This is a genomic window from Chitinophaga oryziterrae, assembly GCF_009758125.1.
Lineage (GTDB): Bacteria > Bacteroidota > Bacteroidia > Chitinophagales > Chitinophagaceae > Chitinophaga > Chitinophaga oryziterrae.
This window is the reverse complement of sequence record NZ_WRXO01000005.1, coordinates 442,652-464,571: the sequence shown is the minus strand read 5'-3', so window position 1 is coordinate 464,571 and position 21,920 is coordinate 442,652. Positions and strand designations below refer to the sequence as shown.

17 protein-coding genes are annotated in these 21,920 nt (G+C 44.3%); 7 read left to right on the top strand and 10 right to left on the bottom strand.

Features of this window, described 5'->3' with window-relative positions; genetic code table 11:
- The first annotated feature begins 29 nt into the window (after positions 1 to 29).
- Positions 30 to 734, top strand: coding sequence for a response regulator transcription factor (locus GO495_RS19525; protein WP_157301393.1), 705 nt, complete (start codon positions 30 to 32; stop codon positions 732 to 734).
- Between the two features lie 487 nt (positions 735 to 1,221).
- On the opposite strand, the gene GO495_RS19520 is transcribed toward GO495_RS19525, so the two are convergent.
- From GO495_RS19520 to GO495_RS19495, 6 genes are all read right to left on the bottom strand, one after another.
- Positions 1,222 to 1,725, bottom strand: coding sequence for a family 43 glycosylhydrolase (locus GO495_RS19520; RefSeq protein ID WP_157301392.1), 504 nt, complete (start codon positions 1,723 to 1,725; stop codon positions 1,222 to 1,224).
- A gap of 57 nt (positions 1,726 to 1,782) precedes the next feature.
- A complete protein-coding gene (locus GO495_RS19515; RefSeq protein WP_157301391.1) occupies positions 1,783 to 2,490 on the bottom strand; it encodes a DUF3823 domain-containing protein in 708 nt (235 codons plus the stop codon).
- Positions 2,491 to 2,501: 11 nt separating this feature from the next.
- Entirely contained in the window at positions 2,502 to 4,394 is a 1,893-nt protein-coding gene (locus tag GO495_RS19510) for a RagB/SusD family nutrient uptake outer membrane protein (protein ID WP_157301390.1), read from the bottom strand.
- A 19-nt stretch (positions 4,395 to 4,413) separates the two neighbouring features.
- Complete coding sequence (locus GO495_RS19505) at positions 4,414 to 7,797, bottom strand: TonB-dependent receptor (protein WP_157301389.1); 3,384 nt, start codon at positions 7,795 to 7,797, stop codon at positions 4,414 to 4,416.
- A gap of 203 nt (positions 7,798 to 8,000) precedes the next feature.
- Entirely contained in the window at positions 8,001 to 9,047 is a 1,047-nt protein-coding gene (locus tag GO495_RS19500; RefSeq protein WP_157301388.1) for a FecR family protein, read from the bottom strand.
- Between the two features lie 60 nt (positions 9,048 to 9,107).
- Positions 9,108 to 9,656, bottom strand: a complete 549-nt coding sequence (locus tag GO495_RS19495) for an RNA polymerase sigma factor (RefSeq protein WP_157301387.1) — start codon at positions 9,654 to 9,656, stop codon at positions 9,108 to 9,110.
- Positions 9,657 to 10,109: 453 nt separating this feature from the next.
- On the opposite strand from GO495_RS19495, the gene GO495_RS19490 reads away from it, so the two are divergent.
- Entirely contained in the window at positions 10,110 to 11,063 is a 954-nt protein-coding gene (locus GO495_RS19490; protein WP_157301386.1) for a helix-turn-helix transcriptional regulator, read from the top strand.
- A gap of 281 nt (positions 11,064 to 11,344) precedes the next feature.
- Here the strand turns inward: GO495_RS19490 and rnc are convergent, their stop codons facing one another.
- The 3 genes from rnc to GO495_RS19475 are packed head-to-tail and all read right to left on the bottom strand — an operon-like array spanning position 11,345 to position 13,589.
- Positions 11,345 to 12,067 carry a ribonuclease III gene (gene rnc, locus GO495_RS19485; protein ID WP_338075447.1) on the bottom strand — a complete coding sequence of 241 codons (723 nt, stop codon included), beginning with the start codon at positions 12,065 to 12,067 and terminating at the stop codon, positions 11,345 to 11,347.
- Positions 12,068 to 12,071: 4 nt separating this feature from the next.
- Positions 12,072 to 13,325 carry a beta-ketoacyl-ACP synthase II gene (gene fabF / locus GO495_RS19480; protein WP_157301485.1) on the bottom strand — a complete coding sequence of 418 codons (1,254 nt, stop codon included), beginning with the start codon at positions 13,323 to 13,325 and terminating at the stop codon, positions 12,072 to 12,074.
- 27 nt (positions 13,326 to 13,352) lie between these two features.
- On the bottom strand, positions 13,353 to 13,589 hold the full coding sequence (locus GO495_RS19475) for an acyl carrier protein (RefSeq protein ID WP_012788038.1): 237 nt from the start codon (positions 13,587 to 13,589) through the stop codon (positions 13,353 to 13,355).
- 338 nt (positions 13,590 to 13,927) lie between these two features.
- On the opposite strand from GO495_RS19475, the gene GO495_RS19470 reads away from it, so the two are divergent.
- Genes GO495_RS19470 through GO495_RS19460 form a run of 3 tightly spaced genes read left to right on the top strand, consistent with a single transcriptional unit; the run spans position 13,928 to position 19,441 of the window.
- Positions 13,928 to 15,007, top strand: coding sequence for an efflux RND transporter periplasmic adaptor subunit (locus GO495_RS19470; RefSeq protein ID WP_157301384.1), 1,080 nt, complete (start codon positions 13,928 to 13,930; stop codon positions 15,005 to 15,007).
- Positions 15,007 to 18,114 (top strand): efflux RND transporter permease subunit, encoded by a 3,108-nt coding sequence (locus tag GO495_RS19465; protein ID WP_157301383.1) that lies wholly within the window; start codon positions 15,007 to 15,009, stop codon positions 18,112 to 18,114. Before GO495_RS19470 ends, GO495_RS19465 begins: the two co-directional genes overlap by 1 nt.
- 13 nt (positions 18,115 to 18,127) lie before the next feature.
- The gene (locus GO495_RS19460; RefSeq protein WP_157301382.1) at positions 18,128 to 19,441 is read left to right on the top strand and encodes a TolC family protein; all 1,314 of its coding nucleotides are present in this window, start codon (positions 18,128 to 18,130) and stop codon (positions 19,439 to 19,441) included.
- A 111-nt stretch (positions 19,442 to 19,552) separates the two neighbouring features.
- On the opposite strand, the gene GO495_RS19455 is transcribed toward GO495_RS19460, so the two are convergent.
- Positions 19,553 to 20,308, bottom strand: coding sequence for a carboxypeptidase-like regulatory domain-containing protein (locus GO495_RS19455; protein ID WP_157301381.1), 756 nt, complete (start codon positions 20,306 to 20,308; stop codon positions 19,553 to 19,555).
- Positions 20,309 to 20,434: 126 nt separating this feature from the next.
- Here GO495_RS19455 and prs point away from each other — a divergent pair, with 126 nt between their 5' ends.
- Positions 20,435 to 21,349: a ribose-phosphate diphosphokinase gene (gene prs, locus GO495_RS19450; protein ID WP_157301380.1), complete on the top strand. Its 915-nt coding sequence runs from the start codon at positions 20,435 to 20,437 to the stop codon at positions 21,347 to 21,349.
- Positions 21,350 to 21,425: 76 nt separating this feature from the next.
- Positions 21,426 to 21,857 carry a GNAT family N-acetyltransferase gene (locus GO495_RS19445; protein ID WP_157301379.1) on the top strand — a complete coding sequence of 144 codons (432 nt, stop codon included), beginning with the start codon at positions 21,426 to 21,428 and terminating at the stop codon, positions 21,855 to 21,857.
- Positions 21,858 to 21,920 lie beyond the last annotated feature (63 nt).

The window sequence follows — 21,920 nt, the reverse complement described above, 5'->3', positions numbered from 1 at the left end:
ACGATACACTCCTGATTAAATTATAAGGGATGAAACACAAAATTCTTCTGGTAGAAGATGAAGCAGATCTGGGGAATGTTGTTAAACAATACCTTGAACTGATGGATTTTGATGTGGACTGGCAACAAAACGGCCTTACCGCGCTGGGTGTTTTTGAAAAAGCACCGGATGCTTACCACATACTGCTGATAGATGTAAACCTGCCCGGACTGAACGGTTTTGAACTGGCAGACCGTGTAGTGAAAGTAAATAACAATGTACCCTTCCTCTTTCTCACTGCAAGAGGAGATAAAACAGACCGCCTCAACGGTCTGAAAATAGGCGCCGACGATTACGTGGTAAAACCTTTTGATGTAGATGAACTGGTGCTGCGCATCCGCAATATCATCAAAAGGAAACAACCTGTTGTTTCCTCAGACCAGTTACAACAACAGGGCGTAATCAGCATAGGTACCAACCAGCTGTTTGTGGATTCTTTAAAACTGATCACAGAAAGCGGCGAAGAAATCATACTCACGCCTCGTGAATGCGATCTGTTGGTGTTATTCTTCCATAATGTAAACCGTGTAATCAAACGCGAAGAGATCCTGAACAAAGTATGGGGCTCCAACGACTATTTCGTTGGCAGAAGCCTCGACGTGTTTATCTCCAGGTTCCGCAAATACTTCCAGCACAATACCAATATCAGCATTAAAAACGTATACGGTATAGGGTTTGTTTTTAATGTGAAATAGATTTTCAGCTAACCGTATCCTGCCGATTCTTAAAATTCTTATTGATAGTCCATGAATATTATAGACTAACAAATACTCCTCCTGAAAGGCATGCTGATACCTGATACTGTCTGTAAAGAACAGTAGAAGCTGGTTAGGGGTTCTGGGTTTAACAAGTTGAAGTTGCGTCTCTGACTACAGTTGGTGCTCACTATGTTCTCTTACGTCTACTTTAGTCTTGTATCCGTAGATTTTGTTCACTAAAATAAACATGACTGTAATGCCCGCAATGATAACGTAATGTAAAACGATTGATGGCATAAAAAGAGGAATAAATGGTTTTGGTAATCGGCTGCTTGAATTTACATGAAATGCAATGAAAATATACTGCACTATATTCAATTATGGTGCTCGTCAGCAGGGCGTTAACAAAAAAAATTTAAGGGGCAAAATCAGCAAAATGCAAGCATCAACTAATCATGTTAGAATATATTAACAAAATAGATATTCATTTATCCGACGGGGCCTTTAATAACAATTGCGTAGATACAGGAACCCCAAAATCAGGCATTCCATCTTTATTCCAGGTGAATTGCTGCATGCGTGGAGAGCGCTTTCCCCCACATCCGTCCCCCGAATGATCGTTCGCATGATATAGGATCCAGGACTCTTTACCACCCGGCGAGGTGAAAAATGAATTATGCCCCGGCGCATACACCCCCATTTCAGGCACCTGCTTACACACCGGCGCCGGCAGTTTTTTCCACGAGGCGGGATCCATGATATTACTGCCCGCGTCTGCTACCAGCATCCCTAACGTGTAGTTATCCGTCCAGCATCCGGAACCCGAATACACCAGGAATAAATTATTCCCGTGTTTCAATATCTCAGGTCCTTCATTGATATCCACATATTTCAGATCAGGATCGCCCAGATCTCCATGTTTCTCCCAGTCGTAAACAGGACTGGATATCTTCACCCGTCGTCCGGCTATCGTTACCGGGTCTTTCATTGAATGTTTTCATACATGCAAAATGCGAACTCCGGACGCATCCGGAGTTCAGTCATATTAAAGATCAATCTTTTGTACCGTTGAAAATAACAGGTCTTCAACCCCACTGATCTTCACGCCTATCCGCGCGTAAATATAACGCTGGTCCCCTGTACTGCCATTGGCAGAAGTACTGGCCGGCACTTCCACATTCAGACTGATATGATCGGGATCTGCTATATCACTCCCTGCTATACTGGTCCTTGCAATGTAATTAGTTCCATCCACAAATGCTGTCTGATTAAGATAGAGAAACACGTTTTCAATATCCTTTGCATTGGCATCTGTAATGATCTTCTCCAGTTTACACGTAGCGCCCACCGTAGTACCGGTCAATAAAAACTGCGGCGTCCTTACCATATAATACGGCATCACTTCAATATCCATTGTCCTGTTACCATTCAGTTGCAAACGCACCGTATCCGAATTGGTCTCATTATTCAATACAGACCTGAAAGGCCCCTGGGAAGGCGGTATTATCAATTTGTAGTTACCATTAAAAAGCAACGCCGAATAAGAACCATCTTCATTAATATTCACGGTAATCGCACCATTCTTCCCCCATCCCGGTTCCCATAATTCAAACGTAACATCTTTGGAACTTACATTGATCGCTTCTCCCTGATAGGTGATCCTGCCCTGTAAAGTAACAGAAGGGCTATCATAATTATCCTTCTTACAGGACAACGCCACCATGCACAATGCCAGGTATATTATCTTCTTCATGTGAAATATTTTTACTGATTAGGGTTTTTAATGAGCTTAGGATTATTACTGAGGATATCAGAGCCTATCTGGGAATAATAGTTGCCCAGTTTAAAGCGATGCGCCGCAGTAACATTCGATGGCTTCACGATTTTATACACCCATTTGCCATCATTGACATTCCCCGGATTATAGATTTTATAAGGCCATAACCCGTATATCATTGTATTTACCTTATCCGCCTTACCAATATTCGTCACCAGATCAGCAGCGCTGATCGTCTCTCCGTTCCATACTTTATGTGCCAGACGCCAGCGTTTATTATCAAACAGCTCATGTCCTTCAAATGCCAGTTCAACCCTTCTTTCATGTACAATTCTGTCGAAAGTAATAGTAGTAAGTGGTATTGTAAATCCGGCCCTTTCACGTACCTGGTTGATGTAAGTAGCGGCAACATCGCTTTGCCCCAGTTCAAAAGCAGCTTCTGCAGCATTCAGTAACACCTCTGCATAACGGTAACGTACCCACCATACTTCACTTCTTGTTCCTATCTGTCCGGAACCTACGGTCTGATCCATAAATTTGCGTACGTAGAACCCCGTCTGGGCACTGAATTGCAGTCCATCTACAGGACCATCCGCGCCTACTACCTGTGAGCTTTTAGGCGAACCGGCAACAGGAATACTGTCCTGATCACCGAAGTTATCTCCTGTGATAATATTATACTGACCGCCTTTCCAGTACATCACTCCTGCCCATATGTCCAGTGGTACGCCCTTGAATTTAGTACCGGGCAAAATGATGGTGCCACCCAGGCGTGCATCCCTGCCTGCAAAAATATCCAGCGGATTATCATAGTATACATAATCACTGCCGGTATTGGTAACGAAAGGACTATAAGTATTATCCAGCTTCTCATACAACTGTGCCAGGTTCAGCGAAGGGTTCACCCTGCCTCCCTGCTGTTCTTCAGCGGAAGACCAGGGCTGATTATTCAATGTCCAGTCTTCTACTTTCCCGCTCTTCAGTTTAAAATCCTGTGCAAAGATGACTTCCGGGTTATTCGATTTATCATAAAACAATGAAGCAAAGTTGTCCTGCAGATCTTCTGTTTTCTTTTTATACAGGGAATACTTTCCACCACTGATAATTTCCTGTGCAGCAGCTAATGCCTTGGTATAATAGGCGGTAGATTTATCCGCAGAAATACCAACTTCTCCACCCGCTAAAGTAACCGTAGGCGTACTCGTACCATATTTGGCAATAGAGGCGGCATACAAAGCCGCACGTGCCTGCATGGCCAGCGCGAGTCCTTTGGTAGCTCTTGCCTTAATACTGGCATCATCCGGAAGGATCGCCTTGATAGTATCCATTTCAGCAATCACAAAATCATAGATGTCAGATTCTTTTGCCCTGGCATGTTGCAGGTAAGTAGGGTCTCCGCTGAAGTTATACTCCATAGGCTCCAGTATCAGAGGAACACCCCCCATTCTCTTTACTTCTTCAAAGTAAAGTGCAGCGCGTAGAAATCTTGCTTCTGATACAAAACGGTTCCGCACATCAGCAGATAACTGATCTGCAGCCTGGCATTTTTGCACAAAAAGATTCAGGTCACGGAAGTATCCATAATCCCATAAGTTCCACCAGTCGTAGGGATAATCCACCTGTTTGGTCCGCCAGTAATTACCGGCTTCAGAAGGGAATGCCTCATCAAAATTCGTGTACTCTGCCCAGTTGGTAATGGTCTGTTGTTCCGGATAACGGTTATACAAATCCGCCAGTACGGACAAGGTTAAGTCTTCACTCTTCCATACGGCATCATCAGTAAGGATATCTTTGGGAGCAGTATTTAAAAAATCGGCGTCCTTATTACACGCTAAGATGAATATAAGGAAGGATGATATGATAAGAATATGCTTTCTCATTATCTCTGTAATTAAAAAATCAAAACGAAAGTTCAAAACCCACATTTACATATTTACTCTGCGGATAGGTAAGACCGTTATCATCTGTGATCTCCGCATCAATACCAACATTATGCATGTTGTCCAGGGAGAACAGGTTATAACCATTAATATAGAAACGGGCCTTTTCTATCTTTGCCTTGCTGAGTATATTTTTAGGAATAGTATAGCCCAGCTCCAGGGTCCTTGCACGGAGGTAGTGTACATTGATTAACCAGAAGGTAGAATTGTTGCCGTAGTTGCTATGTCCACCATTATTAAAACGCAATGCAGGATATTTACCGGGAATCCATTTGCTGTTTAAATCAAAAGGATCTTCCCTGTGCCAGCGGTCTTTATAAATATCCGCCAACAGGTTACCTCCATTCTGATAAGGGTTTCTCAATTCATAATTACGGTTAAAGGAATAACCTGAACCTCCGGAAAAATCTGCACGTGCATCAAATCCATGCCAGGAAACAGCGAGATTAATACCAAAATTGATGATAGGGTTTTTGCCGGTACCATAACCGATTGGGCGCTGGTCCAGATCATTAATGATCCCATCATTGTTCTGATCTTTATAGATCAGGTCTCCCGGTAATAATGTCTTATTACCTGATCCGTCAATATTTACTTTGTAGTTATTGATTTGTTCCTGCGACTGGAATTGTCCGTTTACTTCATATCCCCAGAAGGTATTACTGTAACGTTCCTGTGTAGAATTACGGTAATGGTCCAGTGAGTTATTGTAAACAGGTTTATAAGTATGTAAATTCTTTGCACGGGCATAAGATACATTGCCTCCTATATTGAACTTCACATCATTTACTTTCCCTCCATAAGCCAGCGATGCTTCCGCACCAGATACCTGGTCACTGTTCACATTCTCTGAAGGCAGGGAATAGCCCAGTTCACTAGGCACCAGGATATCATATTTCGCACCTAGCAATCCTGTCCTTTTCCTGTTGAAATAATCAACCGTACCTGTCACTTTATTATGCAGGATACCAAAGTCGGCACCTATATCCAGTGTTTTACTGACAAACCAGGAGATATTCCGGATAGGCACCCCTTTATTGCTGGAACCTATCACAGCCTTACCATCCAGTATCACTGTAGAGGCATTATAATTATATCCTGATAAGTAATCATAAGCCCCAATACCTACATCATCATCTCCCAGTTTACCATAGGAAGCCCTTAGTTTCAGGTCGCTCAATACATTGTGCCCTATCAGTGACTGCACAAATTTCTCTTCTGTAATTCTCCATCCACCGGATATTGCAGGGAAAGTGCCCCATCTTTTATCAGGAGAGAATTTCCATGAAGCATCCCTTCTGGCAGATACTTCAAGAAAATATTTACTGGCATAATTATAATTGACACGGCCGATATACCCTAAACGGGCTTCTGTATTATCGGCATCATTATAGGTATCCATCGTAGAGAAATAGATCAAAGGGAGATCATTGGTAGTAGGTACAGAGTGTACATAGGAACTCAGGTCCCTTCTCTTGATCCTTTCCGCAACAACAGTAGCGCCTACAGTATGCGCACCAAACACACGGTTGTAGTTCAGTTGTACCTGAACGGTAGGAGACAGGATGGTGCGGTTACGCCTTTCCCTGTACGGATTGGAACTACCGCCTGTTATTTTATAGCTGCTGTCTGAAGGATTGAACGTATATACGTCATAGGTATACTCATGTCCGTTCATGATCTCATTCGCATAGTAATAAGAGAAGAGTCCGCGTGCTGTTAATCCTTTCAGCGGGAACTGATATTCTGCGGTAAGATTCGTTTGCAATACGCGCCAGTCGCTACGCCAGTAACCAGACAGCTTCTTATTCTGCAATGCCCAGTTCTCGTTATTATGACCTATGTCATTGGGATAAGCAGGATTATCATTTGCATAAGGGCGTTCTATCGGAGTGTTACGCAGTATGGCAAAACGGGCCTCCCAGTAATCATCTCCACCGGGTACACCCGGTTGGTCTCTCGTTTCGATACGTCCGTTGATCTGTGCCCCTATCTTAAAATTGTCAGACACCCGTGCTTCTACGTTACTCTGTATATTGGTACGTTCAAAAGTGAATTCTCTTCCCAGTACAGAATATTGTTTCAGATGAGTAGCAGAAACATAGTAATTGATCCTGTCGGAACCTCCGCTGAAGTTCAGGTTCATCTGGGTAAGCGGCGCGTTCTTTTTTACAATGAAGTTGTACCAGTCGAAACTTTTATATCCGGGCTCTGTGCCCTTCTTCCATTTTTCTATTTCATCCGGTGTAATAGAAGTATGACCATACTGGTTCATTTCCGCATCTGCTTTCCCCAGCATCCACTCATAAGCATTCGTTGTTTTAGGGAAACGTGTCCAGTTCTGCCATCCTCTGTACATATTTACATTGATGGTATTGCGACTGCCTAATTTACCGCGTTTGGTAGTCACCACAACTACACCATTCGCAGCCCTCAATCCATAAATAGCGGCAGAGGCATCTTTCAGTACAGTGATACTTTCAATATCATTAGGTGCAATATTATTGAACTGTCCTTCATCCTGTTGAATTCCGTCTATTACGTACAACGGGTTACCCATGTTACGGATCTGTATAGACGCACTGGCTCCCGGGCGGCCATCAGACAACCGGAAGGATACACCGGCAATCTTACCTGCCAGTCCGGCGCTCACTGTTCCACCGGCATGAATACTACCGATATCTGTACTGTTTACGGAAGCAATGGCACCGGTCAGCGATTCTTTTTTCTGTGCACCATATCCTACTACCACTACATCATTCAGCGAAGTCGAGGAAAGTTCCATGACTACATTAATGATATTCTTTCCATTGATCTCCACCTCTTTGGTGTTGAAACCAACATAGCTGAATACCAATGTCCCGGTATATTCGGGGATGTTAAAGCCATAACTGCCTGTGGCATCTGTTGTAGCACCGGCCGTGCTGCCTTTTAGTTTTACACTTACGCCCGGCAAAGGCACGCCTTTATCATCACTGACCGTACCGGATATCCGGACTGCCATAAAGCCCTCTGCGGACTCGCGTAATCGATTAAGTATAATCTGCCGGCCAGATAACTGATAGTTCAGTTTAAGGGGCGTTAAAAGGTCGTCCAGCACCTTCCCCAGTGGCTGGTCCTTCACCTGTACGTTCACCGTTCCGGAAGAACTGACCAGGGAAGAGATGTAAATGAATTTAACATCAACAAGTTGCTCTATCTGTGATAATACTTTGGCAACCGTTTGTTGCTTTGCGTCCAGTGATATTTTTTGTTTGAAGATTTCCTGAGCATCACTCTTTTTGGCAAAAGCAATTGTACTTAATACTGTGGCAAATAGAAGCTGGTATACGCTTATCCGCATGACTAGAAGGATTAAATCATGGATTCGTAATCTTTTTTTCATAACTTGGATTGTGTTCCTATTTAATAGTGGGAAATAGAATGGCTGGCTTATCCCAGTGGAGCGGGTATAAGGCAACGTGGTTGAAGATCATTAGCCAGTGGTACGGCCATACCGCTGGCTTTTTTTCATTAAGTGATGGTTGTCATAATTGTAGCAGATGTTTAATTTTCAATAACGTTTTGATGGCATCCTTTGGCTGATATTTTTATATCGTTTCCTTCTATTATACAACTTGCTTCCAGCGCTTTACAGATCAGGCGGATCTTCTCATACAATGGCTCATCATACAGCGATGCAGTTAACCGGCAATCTGCCAGCAAAGCTTTATCATAAGTAATATGCACACCGTAGGCCTGTTCTATCGTTTTCATTACACTATCTACCGGTGCATCCGTAAATACGAATGAGTACGTTTCAAGGGTGGCTGCAAGGGGTTTATGTTCCTGCAGCGATGTCACGTCTACCAGCAGTGTACTCCGTGTTAAAATGGCCTGCTGATTGGCAGTGAGGATCACCTGCTGGTCCGTTGATTGTACGGATACCGCTACTCTCCCTGTTTTCACCAGCAACTCCACCAGGCTGTCTTCCTCATATGCTTTCACTGCAAAGCTGGTCCCCAGTACATCAATGATCATCTCATTGGCATACACTACAAAGGGCTGTTTCGCATCCCGGTAAATCTCAAAAAAGGCAGCCCCGGACAGGAATACCTTTCTATGGCAGCCATGGCTGAAACAAGCAGGATAACTCAGGCGGGCACCCGGTTGCAGCAATACTGAACTCCCATCGGGGAGGCTCACTGCCATCGGTTTTTTACCCTCATTCACTACTTCTACAGGATGTTCCACCTTCGCCTTTCGCAGCAGTTGCCTGTAGACAAAGTCCTTTTTATGGGATTGCTGCGGCATCAGCCACCACAGGGTCGCCAAAGCAAAAATGGCAGCCGCTGCTGCCGCCCGGTACCAGCGGGTAACAGGTTTTTTCCTGATATTATTCCATATCTCTGCACTCACCTCATCCTTCAATGTAAAGGCCGGTAAACTGCTGGCAGCTGTAATGATCGCTCTTGCCTCTGACATGGCAGCTCTTTTCTCCGGGTATTGTTCTTCAACAGTTTTCCAGAAATCTGCCTGCTCTCCGTGCTGTATCCATGCTACAAAAGAATCATTACAAACAAAATCTGCTGTGTCATATACAGAATAATCCATAGCTATTATTATACTAAAGACAGTAAATGATGAATTTAACTCACCTGGAAGGAAATATTTTTACCACAACTCCCGCAACTTCACCACAGCCCGCTGAACAAGGTTCCGTACAGACTGCTCATTGATTTGTAATATACCGGCAATCTCTTCCCAGCTGAAGTTATCATAGAAGCGCAATCGTATTACTTCCTGCTGCCTGGCCGGCAACAGGCCCATTAATCTTTGTAAATGCTGTCGCTGCAATATATCTTCCTCCCCCTGTATCCTTAAAGTTTCCGCAGATTCTGTTTGAAGGGGATAAAGATCTTCCGGTAATTGTTTGATATCAGAGAGCCGGTGCAGCTTACGGCGTAGGGAACGGAATAAATAATACTTGACAGAGGTAGTTTCAGATAGATTTTTTCGTGTGCGCCACAGATCAGAAAACAGGTCCTGCATAGCATCCTGAACCAGTGCAGCATCAGCAGCCAGGTGATATCCATAGTTATAAAGTGTACCGGAAAACTGATGGTAGATATCACTGAAAGCCTGTTCATTCCCTTTCCTGAATGCATTCCACAGTTCCCGCTCTTCGTTGGTTACTTGATTGATATTTTCGGAGCCCGCCAAATTACCTGGTTTAAAGTACTGTGGCCCGCCATTAGAGACAGACCAGAAACTCTAAACTACAAACTAAAATGATCAGGAAGGTAGCAAAATAAAAAGGGGCCTGATGAAAATCAGGCCCTCCCCAAATTAACCATTAAAAAAACTCATTTGAATTTTGCTTACACCAAAAGTAAAACGAATCCTTTTGATATCTGTTAACTATAAGTTAATGAAAATAAATTCTTTGGGTTGGAGGGAGGGCAAAAAAAGGCCCCCGCAATGAGTTGCAGGGGCTTACCATTTAACCTATATTCTGTACTGTAGCATCTAGTTCTTAAATATTTTACAGAGTCTTCTTTTTCACACTTTCAAAACCGTTACTCTCAAATATTTGCTGTATCTAAGACTTGCTCTTATAGCAGAAGTTTAATCCCTGCGGTAAATATTTTCATATTTATTCTAACTTGCTGCTGTATGAACAGAATCGACCGTCTTTCTGCCATTCTTATTCAGCTGCAGGGCAAAAAAATAGTGAAAGCTGCTGAAATAGCAGATCGCTTTAATATCAGCCTGCGTACTGTTTACCGGGACGTTAAAGCGCTGCAGGAAGCTGGTGTGCCAGTAGGTGCAGAGGCTGGTACGGGTTACTACCTGGTAGAGGGATATCACCTGCCACCTGTGATGTTCAGCAGGGAAGAAGCCGCAGCACTGCTCACAGGCGAAAAACTGATGACCCACCTGGGCGACCATTCCAACCGCAAACAGTTCAGTAGTGCCATGCAAAAGATAAAGGCAGTATTACGCGGCACCGAAAAGGATTTCCTCGAATCACTGGAAGATAATATTGCGATCGTCAGCAGGCGGCCCCCCGTTACGGAAGAGTTTCCTAACCGCTTTATGAGCGATATCCAGCATAGCCTGGGGCAACAACTGGTACTGCAACTGGATTATTTCGCGTATCATAATGAAACACTCTCGCAGCGCGAAGTAGAGCCTATCGGCATTGTCTTCATGAGCGGTACCTGGCACCTCATTGCCTGGTGCAGACTGCGCAAGGGCTATCGCGACTTCCGCATGGACCGTATCAAAGGACTTACTTTAACGAGTACTACCTATGATAAAACAAAGCGCATTTCGCTGAAAGAATATATGGACAAATATGGGGAAACAGACACCCCCCGTCTGTTGATTAAGATAAAAGCGTCACAGGCAACAGCACGCCGCATAGGAGAAAGCAAATTCTTTTACGGCTTTACAGAAGAACAGGCAATAGGAGAATGTATGGAGATGACCTTCCTCTTTCCCTGCTTATTCGCATTTGGACGCTGGCTATTAACATGGGGGAATAATGTTGAGATTATCACACCTGCCGAACTTACTACACAAATGAAACTACTTGTGCTGGAACTGAAAGAATATTATCTGTAAAGACTGCTGACATACTGTTGTCACGTCCCGGCGTTTTCTTTGTATTCTATGAATAAGTATACCCGGCTTTTTTATTTAATAGTACTGATATTAACCATTCATCAATTCAGTATAAAGCCTGCAGCCAGGAGGCATCCGCGCAAAATACAACAGGAAAAAGACAGCACGCACAGCATTCCTCACAACATGTCTTCACGTTGTAAATAATCGGCCAGTCTGGATAATATCGGAGGGTACAAAGAAATGGGAGCATCAGTCAGAACTGATGCATAGAAGGCGAGTTATTTTTCTCCCAGGCCAAGTAATTCTATAGCCTGCTGGGCAGCTATCTGGCTGGCGTCTTTCTTATTGAAAGCTTTGCCACTGCAGATCAGTTCCCCATCAACGACAGCGCCTACGGTAAAGATGCGGCGGCCATTGTCCATCTGTTCTTCCAGCAGGTCAAACTCGAGGTTTTTACCATGCTTGTTAGCCCAGCCGTACAACTTGTTTTTGTGGTTCATTTCCACACTTTCAAGCAGTTCCAGGTCTATATAAGGCACAAGCAAACGCTGGTGAACAAATTGTTTGGTGCGGTTATACCCTTTATCCAGATATACGGCCCCTACCAGCGCTTCCAGTGTATTACCGAAGATCTGGCTTATTTTCAGGAAGCTGTTGTACTTATCATAAATGGTGAGCTTACGCAACCCCATTTTGATAGCGATGTCATTCAACTGCTGGCGGTTCACTATCTTAGACCGCATCTCTGTAAGATATCCTTCTGTTTTGTAGGGATATTTTTTAAAGAGATAGTCGCCGATAATGGCGCCGAGGATGGCATCACCCAGGTATTCCAGGCGCTCATTGCTTTCCAGGAACTTCTCTTTGCTGGAGCGGTGACTTAACGCCACTTCATACAATGCGAAGTTGCCCGGATGAAAGCCCAGTAAGTTGTAAAGATCCTTGTAAAGGGTCTTTTTCTTGTAAACAAATCGATATAAAAATCCTGGAAGTAATTTCACACAATCAAGCAACAAATTTTTTGAAAATAACAGAGGCATTATGGCCACCAAAACCGAAGGTGTTACTTAATGCAGCGTTGATTTCTCTATGTTGTGCGACGTTAAAGGTAAAATTTAATTTGGGATCCAGCTGAGGATCGTCCGTAAAATGATTAATGGTAGGAGGGACAATGCCATGAACAATAGACATAATAGCCGCGATGGATTCTACAGCCCCGGCTGCACCTAACAGATGCCCGGTCATGGATTTGGTAGAACTGATGTTCATTTTATAAGCATCTTCTCCAAAAACCTGCTGTATCGCTTTTACTTCCGCAACATCTCCCAGGGGAGTGGAAGTACCATGCACATTAATATAATCTATCTCATGGGGTTGTAGTCCGGCATCTGACAGGGCCAGCCGCATAACATTCATGGCGCCTAATCCTTCCGGATGAGGGGCCGTAATGTGATGGGCATCTGCAGTTGCGCCGCCTCCGGCCAGTTCAGCATAAATTTTGGCACCTCTTGCCATCGCATGTTCATAGGATTCCAATACCAGCCCACCGGCTCCTTCTCCCATAACAAAGCCGTCTCTGTTCAGGTCAAAAGGACGGGAAGCTGTACGCGGGTCATCGTTTCTTTCGGATAGGGCTTTCATGGCGTTAAAACCACCTACGCAGGCATCGTTAATAACATTTTCCGAACCGCCGGTGATCATCACATCTGCCCTGCCGTACCTGATGTAGTGCATGGCTTCTATAATGGCATTCGTAGCAGAGGCACAGGCAGACACCACCGAAAAATTGGGTCCCCTGAAGCCGTGGCGTATAGATATATGCCCTGCAGCTATGTCCAGTATTAGCCTGGTGATCAGGAATGGACTGAAACGCGGTGTTCCATCCCCCTGACCAAAATCTTTAATCTCCTGACAGAAGTTGATCATCCCACCAATGCCTGAACCCCAGATAACCCCCACCCTGTCAACATCAACAGAATTACGGCTTATTCCGGCATCCTGCACTGCCTGGTCAGCGGCTATAATAGCCGTCTGCGTAAAAGGGTCCATCTTACGGGCCTCTTTTTTATCCAGAAAGTGAGTTGCATCAAAGTTCTTCAGTTCGCAAGCAAAACGTGTCTTGAACTTGGCAGCATCAAACTGTGTAATAGGCCCGGCGCCAGATACACCGCCAGTCAACCCCTTCCAGAAATCTGAAACGGAATTGCCGAGCGGTGTAAGTGCGCCTAAACCTGTAACGACTACGCGTCTCGGTTGCAGCATTAAAACAAATCTGATTAAGTAAGATTATTTTACATGTTCTTCCAGGTAAGCAACTGCCTGGCCAACAGTAGTAATAGTTTCAGCTTGTTCGTCAGGAATGGAGATGTTGAATTCTTTTTCGAATTCCATGATCAGTTCTACCGTATCCAAAGAGTCAGCGCCCAGGTCGTTGGTAAAGCTGGCTTCAGGAGTTACCTCTGCTTCGTCAACGCCCAATTTGTCAATAATGATCTTTTTAACTCTTGATGCAATGTCTGACATAATTTTAAGTGTTTTTGGTTTAAAACTTGAGTGCAAAAATATAATTTTTATTGAATTGACAAGAACGCACATGAATTTTACATCATATACTTTAGTTGTATATCACGTAAACCCATACCCATAAAGGGTTTCCATTATTATTAATAAAAAGTATTACAGGTAAAAAGACCCCGGAAACCCTATTTACAGGCATTTCTTAAGCCATATTGCCATTCAACATCCTATTGAACCTTCTATAGACATGATTAACTTTAATTAACACTCACCCTTCCCTATCAGCACTCTCATTTATTAAATTTGCCCGGGTTTAGCCCTACAATTTAAACAAAAGCAAGCACATGGCCGGCAATAAGAAGATCCTGAAAATTATAATCTATCTGGCAGTAGCAGCAGCCATCGGAATTTTTATCTACAAAAGAGCGACTAAACCCGGTGAACCATCAGCTACAGGTAAATCTCAAACCCGTGGTAGTGGCGGAAAGAACCTCCTGGTAGACGCTTATATCGTTAAAACCAGCTCGCTCAATGAAACCATTGAAGCCAGCGGGACGCTTCAAAGTAATGAAGAAGTACAGGTGCAGCCAGAGATTACCGCCAAAGTTGTAGGCCTCTTTTTTAAAGAAGGTACCAACGTGGCTAAAGGTACCTTACTCGTAAAACTATACGACGAAGACCTGAAAGCTCAGTTACAAAAACTGGAACTACAGCAGCAACTCTCCAAAACTACCCTCGAACGTCAGGAGAACCTACTGAAGATCAACGGTATAAGCCGGCAGGATGTAGACGTTACCCGCAATCAGGTGAGCGCCTACGGTGCAGATATGGAATACACCCGCACCCAGTTACAAAAAACAGAACTTCGTGCTCCCTTCAGCGGAAGACTGGGTTTACGCAACATTAGCTTAGGTGCCATCGTGTCTCCTACCACTATTATTACTACACTCCAACAGATCGACCCGCTTAAAATAGACTTCTCTGTTCCTGAAAAATATCGCACCGCTATTAAACAAGGTGACATGGTTGACTTCAAAGTGGCAGGAGACCTCCATACATATAAAGGTAACATCTATGCCATGGACCCTAAAATCGACCTGTCTACCCGTACCATCAGGATCAGGGCCATCGTTCCTAACACCGGACAACTATTGCCGGGCTCTTTCGCTAAAGTACTCATCGCTCTCAAAAATATGCCCGATGCTATTATGGTGCCTACTCAGGCAGTAATACCCGGCACAAGAGATAAAAAAGTAGCTATCGCAGACAGCGGCAGGGCCAAATTCGTCATCGTGGAAACAGGTATCCGCAATGCAGACAACGTACAGATCACCAGCGGGCTCCGTGTAGGGGATACAGTAATTACCAGCGGCATTTTACAATTGAAAACCGGAGTGGCATTAAAATATAATAAGGTAAAATAATGAGTCTACCCTCTCTATCACTCAAACGTCCTGTATTCGCCATCGTTATGAATATTATCATAGTGATATTCGGCGTTGTGGGATTCAACTTTCTGGGAGTAAGGGATTTTCCCGCCATAGACCCACCTATAGTGAATGTACGTACCTCTTATGCCGGTGCCAACTCAGACATTATTGAAACACAGATCACAGAACCACTGGAAAAATCCATTAACGGGATTGCCGGTATCAAAAATATATCCTCCAGCAGCAGCCAGGGCTCCAGCAATATCACTGTTGAATTTGAACTGGGAATAGACCTGGAAGCTGCGGCCAACGACGTACGAGACAAAGTATCCCAGGCGCTCCGTAGCCTTCCGCCCGATATCGATGCACCTCCCGTTGTGTCCAAAGAAGATGCTAACTCAGATTATATCCTCTCCATGACCGTACAAAGTAACGTACGCAACCAGCTGGAAATAACTGAATATGCGAATAATGTATTACTGGAAAGACTGCAAACCATTCCGGGTGTCAGCTCCATCCGCATATTGGGAGAGAAGAAATATGCTATGCGCCTCTGGATGGACCCGGCTAAACTCTCTGCCTACAGCCTTACTCCTGCAGACGTTCAAACCGCCCTCACCAAAGAAAACGTAGAATTGCCCTCCGGTAAAATTGCCGGTAATGCAACGGAACTGACAGTACGTACCTTTGGCCGTTTAAATACAGAAGATGATTTCGACAACCTGATAATAAAAAACGTAAACGGGAATGTAATCCACTTCAGGGATGTTGGTCAGGCTATTCTGGGGCCTGAAAATGAAGAAACCATCCTCAAAGAATCCGGCGTTCCGATGGTGGCCCTCGCCCTGTCCCCACAACCTGGTTCTAACTATGTGGCCATAACCGATGAATTCTACAAACGCTATGAACAACTGAAAAAGGACCTTCCTGCCGATATTACTACCAACATCGCTATCGATAATACCCGGTTTATCCGGAAATCGATAGAAGAAGTGGAAGAAACCCTCATCGTGGCACTGGTACTGGTAATCCTTATTATCTACCTGTTCTTCCGCGACTGGCTCATGGCCTTCCGCCCATTAGTAGATATCCCGGTATCTTTAATAGCGGCCTTCTTTATTATGTACGTCTGCGGATTTACCATTAATATATTAACACTGCTGGCCATTGTACTGGCAACCGGACTGGTAGTAGATGATGGTATCGTGGTAACGGAAAACATCTATAAGAAAATAGAAGCAGGTATGCCACGCATGCAGGCGGCGAAAGAAGGTTCAGAAGAAATCTTCTTCGCAGTAATCGCTACCTCCATCACACTCGCGTTCGTATTCCTCCCCATCGTATTCCTGCAGGGTTTCGTAGGGCGACTGTTCCGGGAATTCGGGATCGTAGTGGCTGGTGCCGTACTCATCTCTGCTTTTGTATCCTTAACATTAACGCCTGTGCTGAATGTGAAGCTGGGCCGTAAAACCCATAAACACTCCTGGTTCTATGAAAAAACAGAACCCTTCTTTACAGGAATGGAATCGGGTTACCAACGCGCACTGGAAGCATTCATGCGCATGCGCTGGGTGGCTACACTTATTATATTAGGCTGCGTGGCCCTCATTTATTTCGTGTTCAGATCCCTGCAATCAGAACTGGCTCCTATAGAAGACCGTAGCCAGTTCCGCCTCTCCATCAGCGCTCCAGAAGGGACCTCTTACGATTATATGGAACGTTACATGGACGGACTTACACAGTTCATGGTAGATTCCATACCGGAAAAGAAAATCCTCATCACAGTAACCGCTCCGGGCTTTGGAAGCGCTGCTGTTAACAGCGGCTTTGCCAACGTAGTACTGACAGAACCTCATGATCGTACCCGCTCCCAGAAAGAGATCGTGAACATGGTAAATAAAAACATGTTCCGCTTCCCCGAAGGGAAAGTATTTGCAATAGAACAACAAACCATACAGGTGGGTCGCCGTAGCGGACTCCCCGTATCATTTGTATTACAACATATCAATTTCGATAGTCTCTCTGCCGTTCTGCCGCAATTCCTGGAAGAGGCCTATAATGATCCCACCTTTGCCGGCGTGGACGTAGATCTCAAATTCAATAAACCGGAATTACGCTTACAGATCAACCGTGCGAAAGCAAGTGAATTAGGTGTGTCAGTAGATGATATCTCACAAACATTGCAATTAGCATTAAGTAATCTACGATATGGTTACTTTGTAAGAAATGGTAAACAATACCAGGTAATGGGACAGGTTTTCCGCGGCAACCGCGATAAACCTACAGACCTGCAGAACATATACGTACGTAACAGCCGCGGCGAAGCGATCCAGCTGGATAACGTGGTAACGATAGAAGAGGAGACAAGTCCGCCTATCATCTACCACTTCAACCGTTATAAATCAGCGACCATCTCTGCCAGTCTTGCCCCCGGTAAAACGATCGGAGACGGTATCAGCGCGATGTACCGTATTTACGATAAGCTTCAGAAGAAGGGTGTCCTCAATGACTCGTACGTAGCAGCACTCTCCGGCTCTTCAAGAGACTATGCGGAAAGTGGTTCCAACACCATGTTTGCGCTCATACTGGCCCTCGTACTCATTTACCTGGTACTGGCAGCACAGTTCGAAAGCTGGGTCGATCCGTTCATCATTATGCTGACGGTGCCACTGGCCTTCGCAGGTGCATTATTCTCTCTGTGGCTATTTGACCAGACCTGGAATATATTCTCACAGATAGGGGTAATCATGCTGATAGGATTGGTAACCAAGAATGGCATCCTGATAGTGGAGTTTGCGAATCATAAACGCGATGAAGGTGCAGATAAAGCCTCTGCAGCCATACAGGCATCCGCCATGCGTTTACGGCCTATCCTGATGACCAGTCTGGCCATGGCGCTGGGCGCATTGCCTATCGCCCTCTCACTGGGCGCTGCTGCTACCAGCCGTATCCCATTGGGTATTGTGATTGTAGGGGGAATTGTATTCTCTCTCATCCTCACTTTATTTGTAATACCGGCCATGTACACGTTCTTATCAAGAAGGAAACAGGGTGGAGAAAAAGAGATCGAAGAAGAAAGGACCGCTGTTACTGTACACTAATTAGAGCAATCACATGAAACGTATACTTCTATATTCCTTTTTACTGTGCGGATTTACAACACAGGCACAAAAAATACTCACGCTGGAGCAGGCGATAGATCTCGCGTTGAAGAACAACTACGATATCCGCCTGGCACAAAACGATGCTGCTATCACTGCTAACGATTACGCGTATGCGAACTTCGCATTCGCTCCCCGTATAAACGGTACCGCCTCCAGAGTATGGAACACCACACAAACCAAACAGGAGTTCCTTAACGGCTCCAAACGTGATACCAGTGGTATCCACAGCAGAAACCTCTCTGCCAATGTAAGTCTTTCATGGACACTCTTTGATGGTCTTAAAATGTTTGCCACCCGTCAGAAACTGGAAGCTATGCGCAACCTGGGAGAGCTGGCCGTAAAAGATCAGCTGGTGAATAGTGTGGCCAATATCATTGCCAGTTATTATAACATCGTGCAGCAAAAACAACAACTGCGCAATGTATCGGAACAGATGTCTATTTCTGAAGAAAGAGTGAAACTATCGGATGCAAAGTTCCAGACTGGCTTAGGCCCAAAAACAGACTGGCTGCAATCCAAAGTAGATTACAATGCACAGAAAGCAGCCTACTTAAGACAACAGACATTAATAGAACAAAGTAAGTCCGCATTAAATCAGTTAATGGCAGTAGAAGCAGGTAATACCGGTTACGATGTACAGGATAGCATCCCGCTGAACATGTCATTATCTTACGGAGAACTGCGTCAGCAGATCTTACAAAAGAACACGGGGTTACTGGTGGCACAACAAAACCTCACCGTATCCCGGCTGCAATTAAAAGAGAGCAAAGGCGATTATTTCCCGGTCATTAATTTCAACTCCGGATATAATTATTCCCGCGTTAATTCTAATGCAGCTACCAACTCTTTCAGCCCTGTATATAACCAGAACGGCATATTGAACTATGGGTTCTCTGCTACAATTCCCATCTTCAATGGGTTCAATGTAAAGAGACAGGTACAGGATGCCCGGCTAAATGTAGATTATCAACAGTTGATGCTGGAAAATACACGTACAAAAGTAGACCTCTCTCTCAGCACTGCTTTTCAGGATTACGAATACTATAAAACAGCCGTAACACTGGAAGAAGAAAATATGGTACTGGCCAGGGAAAATGTGATGGTAGCGCTGGAACGGTTCAAACAGGGCGTATCAACTTCTATAGAATTAAGGGAAGCACAGCAAAGCCTGGAAGATGGATTTAACCGGCTGATCAATGCCCGGTATAATATCAAATTAGCGGAAACACAATTGCTACGATTAAACGGAACGCTTATAAATTAGCGAAGAATTTTTTGGGTGCAGGACTTCACCTGCTAAAACCCTCTCCAATTTTTTGTGATGGTGCGAAGCATCATCACAAAAAATTGCTCTTTTATTAAAAAATCAACCTACTTAATTTTCTTCTTCTTTTTTCGCAGGATTAGCCTTTTCCTGTTGATACTGCTGGAAGCTTTGTTTGATATATAACAACAGGTCATATTCCGAAGCATCCATTATGAACTGGTATCCCGGACGGAAACGATGCATAAAGGTATCCAGGTCATTCCCGTTCAATTTGGTCATGCGTTCCACCAGTTCCGGATTATACCGGTAATCAATGAATTTCTCTTTTTCCCAGTATACCAGCTGCTCCTGGAAATGCTCCTTACGTTTACGTGCCTTGCTGGGTACCAGATAGGTAAGCGCCGTAATAGGATTGGATGGTAATGTTTTCAGCACATCCATCGCACCAGGCTTATGGTAATTAAAATACTTCCCGTACTCCTGACGGATAGAAAGAGAATCCTGATGATAATCCTTTGAACGGATCTGCACTTCCTGCAAACCAAATATGCGTTTGGAAAGATATACGTTGATGAACATGGAAGTGGCAGGTACTGATAACTGCTTCCCGTAAAAACTGAGCATGGAAAATTCAAGGGAATCCCCGGGCATCGCGTCTATGGAAAAACGGCCACTTTCATTCGTGATGGTACCACTCCGTGTACTTTTGTTGATAATTGTTACTCCCGGAAGACCAGTTCTTGTGTCTGCATCTGCCACCATACCAGATACTTTTACCTGCGCATTGGCATGCTGCAGACAGAATAACAGGTAAAAACATAATGCTCCGATGCATCCGGTAAGTCTTTTAATTCGTCTAGGCATCGCCCAAATTTACTTTTCCCTGCGCAAATAAAACGTTAAAAATTGTCCACAACTGATATCCCGTATACGATAACGGGTTCTGGACTTTGGACTATATTACTATCTTTATTCCTTATTTCAAACATTATGCCTCATAAGATCATATTTGCGACTCAACGTTACCAGTACCTGAAAACCAAGTTGTTAGCACTGGCGCAATGGGAAGAAGGAATAATAGATATAAGGGATTTCCCGGATGGAGAGCATTATCATCGCATAAAAAGTGAGGTAGCAGGGAAAGAAGTAATATTGGTAGGGGGGACCATTGATGATAAAGAAACACTGGAATTATTTGATATTGCCCATGGCTGTATCCAGCAGGGAGCTGTGTCCCTGAACATTGTCATCCCTTTTTTCGGGTATTCCACTATGGAGCGGGCGGTGAAACAGGGGGAAATCGTAAAGGCCAAGACCCGGGCCCTGCTGTTCTCTGCATTGCCCCAGACCGCTACCGGCAATAAGATCATGATGATAGACCTGCATGTAGACGGTATTACCTATTACTTCGAAGGCGGGATCCGCCCGGTACACCTCTACGGTAAAGACCTGGTAAAGGAAGCTGCCCTGGAACTGGCTGGTGGCCGCCCCTTCGTACTGGCCAGTACAGATGCCGGCCGGGCCAAATGGGTAGAATCCCTGGCCAATGACATGCACGTACAGGCTGCATTTGTATTCAAAAAACGTATTTCCGGAGATGAAACCCATATTACCGCTATCAGCGCAGACGTGAAAGACAAACCCGTTATTATTTATGATGATATGATCCGCACCGGAGGCTCCCTCATTCATGCTGCCCAGGCATACATAGATGCCGGCGCGTCTGAAATATCAGTCATCACTACCCACGGTATTTTTGCCGGCAGTGGTTTTCAGAAAATAAAAAACAGTGGGATCATTAAAAAAGTAATCTGTACTGATACCCATCCAAATGCATTAGCTATTCACGATAGTCTGCTCGAAGTAAAATCAGTAGATAAGATTATCGTCGCCTGTTTTCTCTAATCACTTCATAGACATTCCGTTGGCAAGGTGTTTGTTATATCGCCAATGGAAATTGTGCTGTACAAATAGATAATGAATGTTAAGTTTTCGTTTCATTGAATATGGTAGCGCCGCCTATCAAGATATGGTAACCCTGCGGGATATTGTGCTGAGAAAGCCGCTGGGCCTCACTTACACAGAGGAATATCTTCAGAAGGAGATAAATGATCAACTACTGGGATGTTATACAAATGAATCGTTATCCGGCTGCTGTATCCTTACACCATTCAATGATACAACCGTACAATTACGGCAAATGGCCGTAGATAATGCATCTCAGGGGCAGGGGATTGGTCGCCAACTAATACTGTTTGCAGAACAACAGGCAAAAAATAATGGATTTACTCATCTCATGATGCATGCACGAAAAGAAGCAAAAGGCTTTTATGAAAAATTAGGATACAGCGTTAAGGGCGCTGAATTTGAGGAAGTTGGCATCCCGCATTACGAAATGAGTAAAGAATTATAACAGGGGGAATTAATAAAAATGACAGCCTTTCTCATTGTACCGGTCATTTCGATTGTATTATAA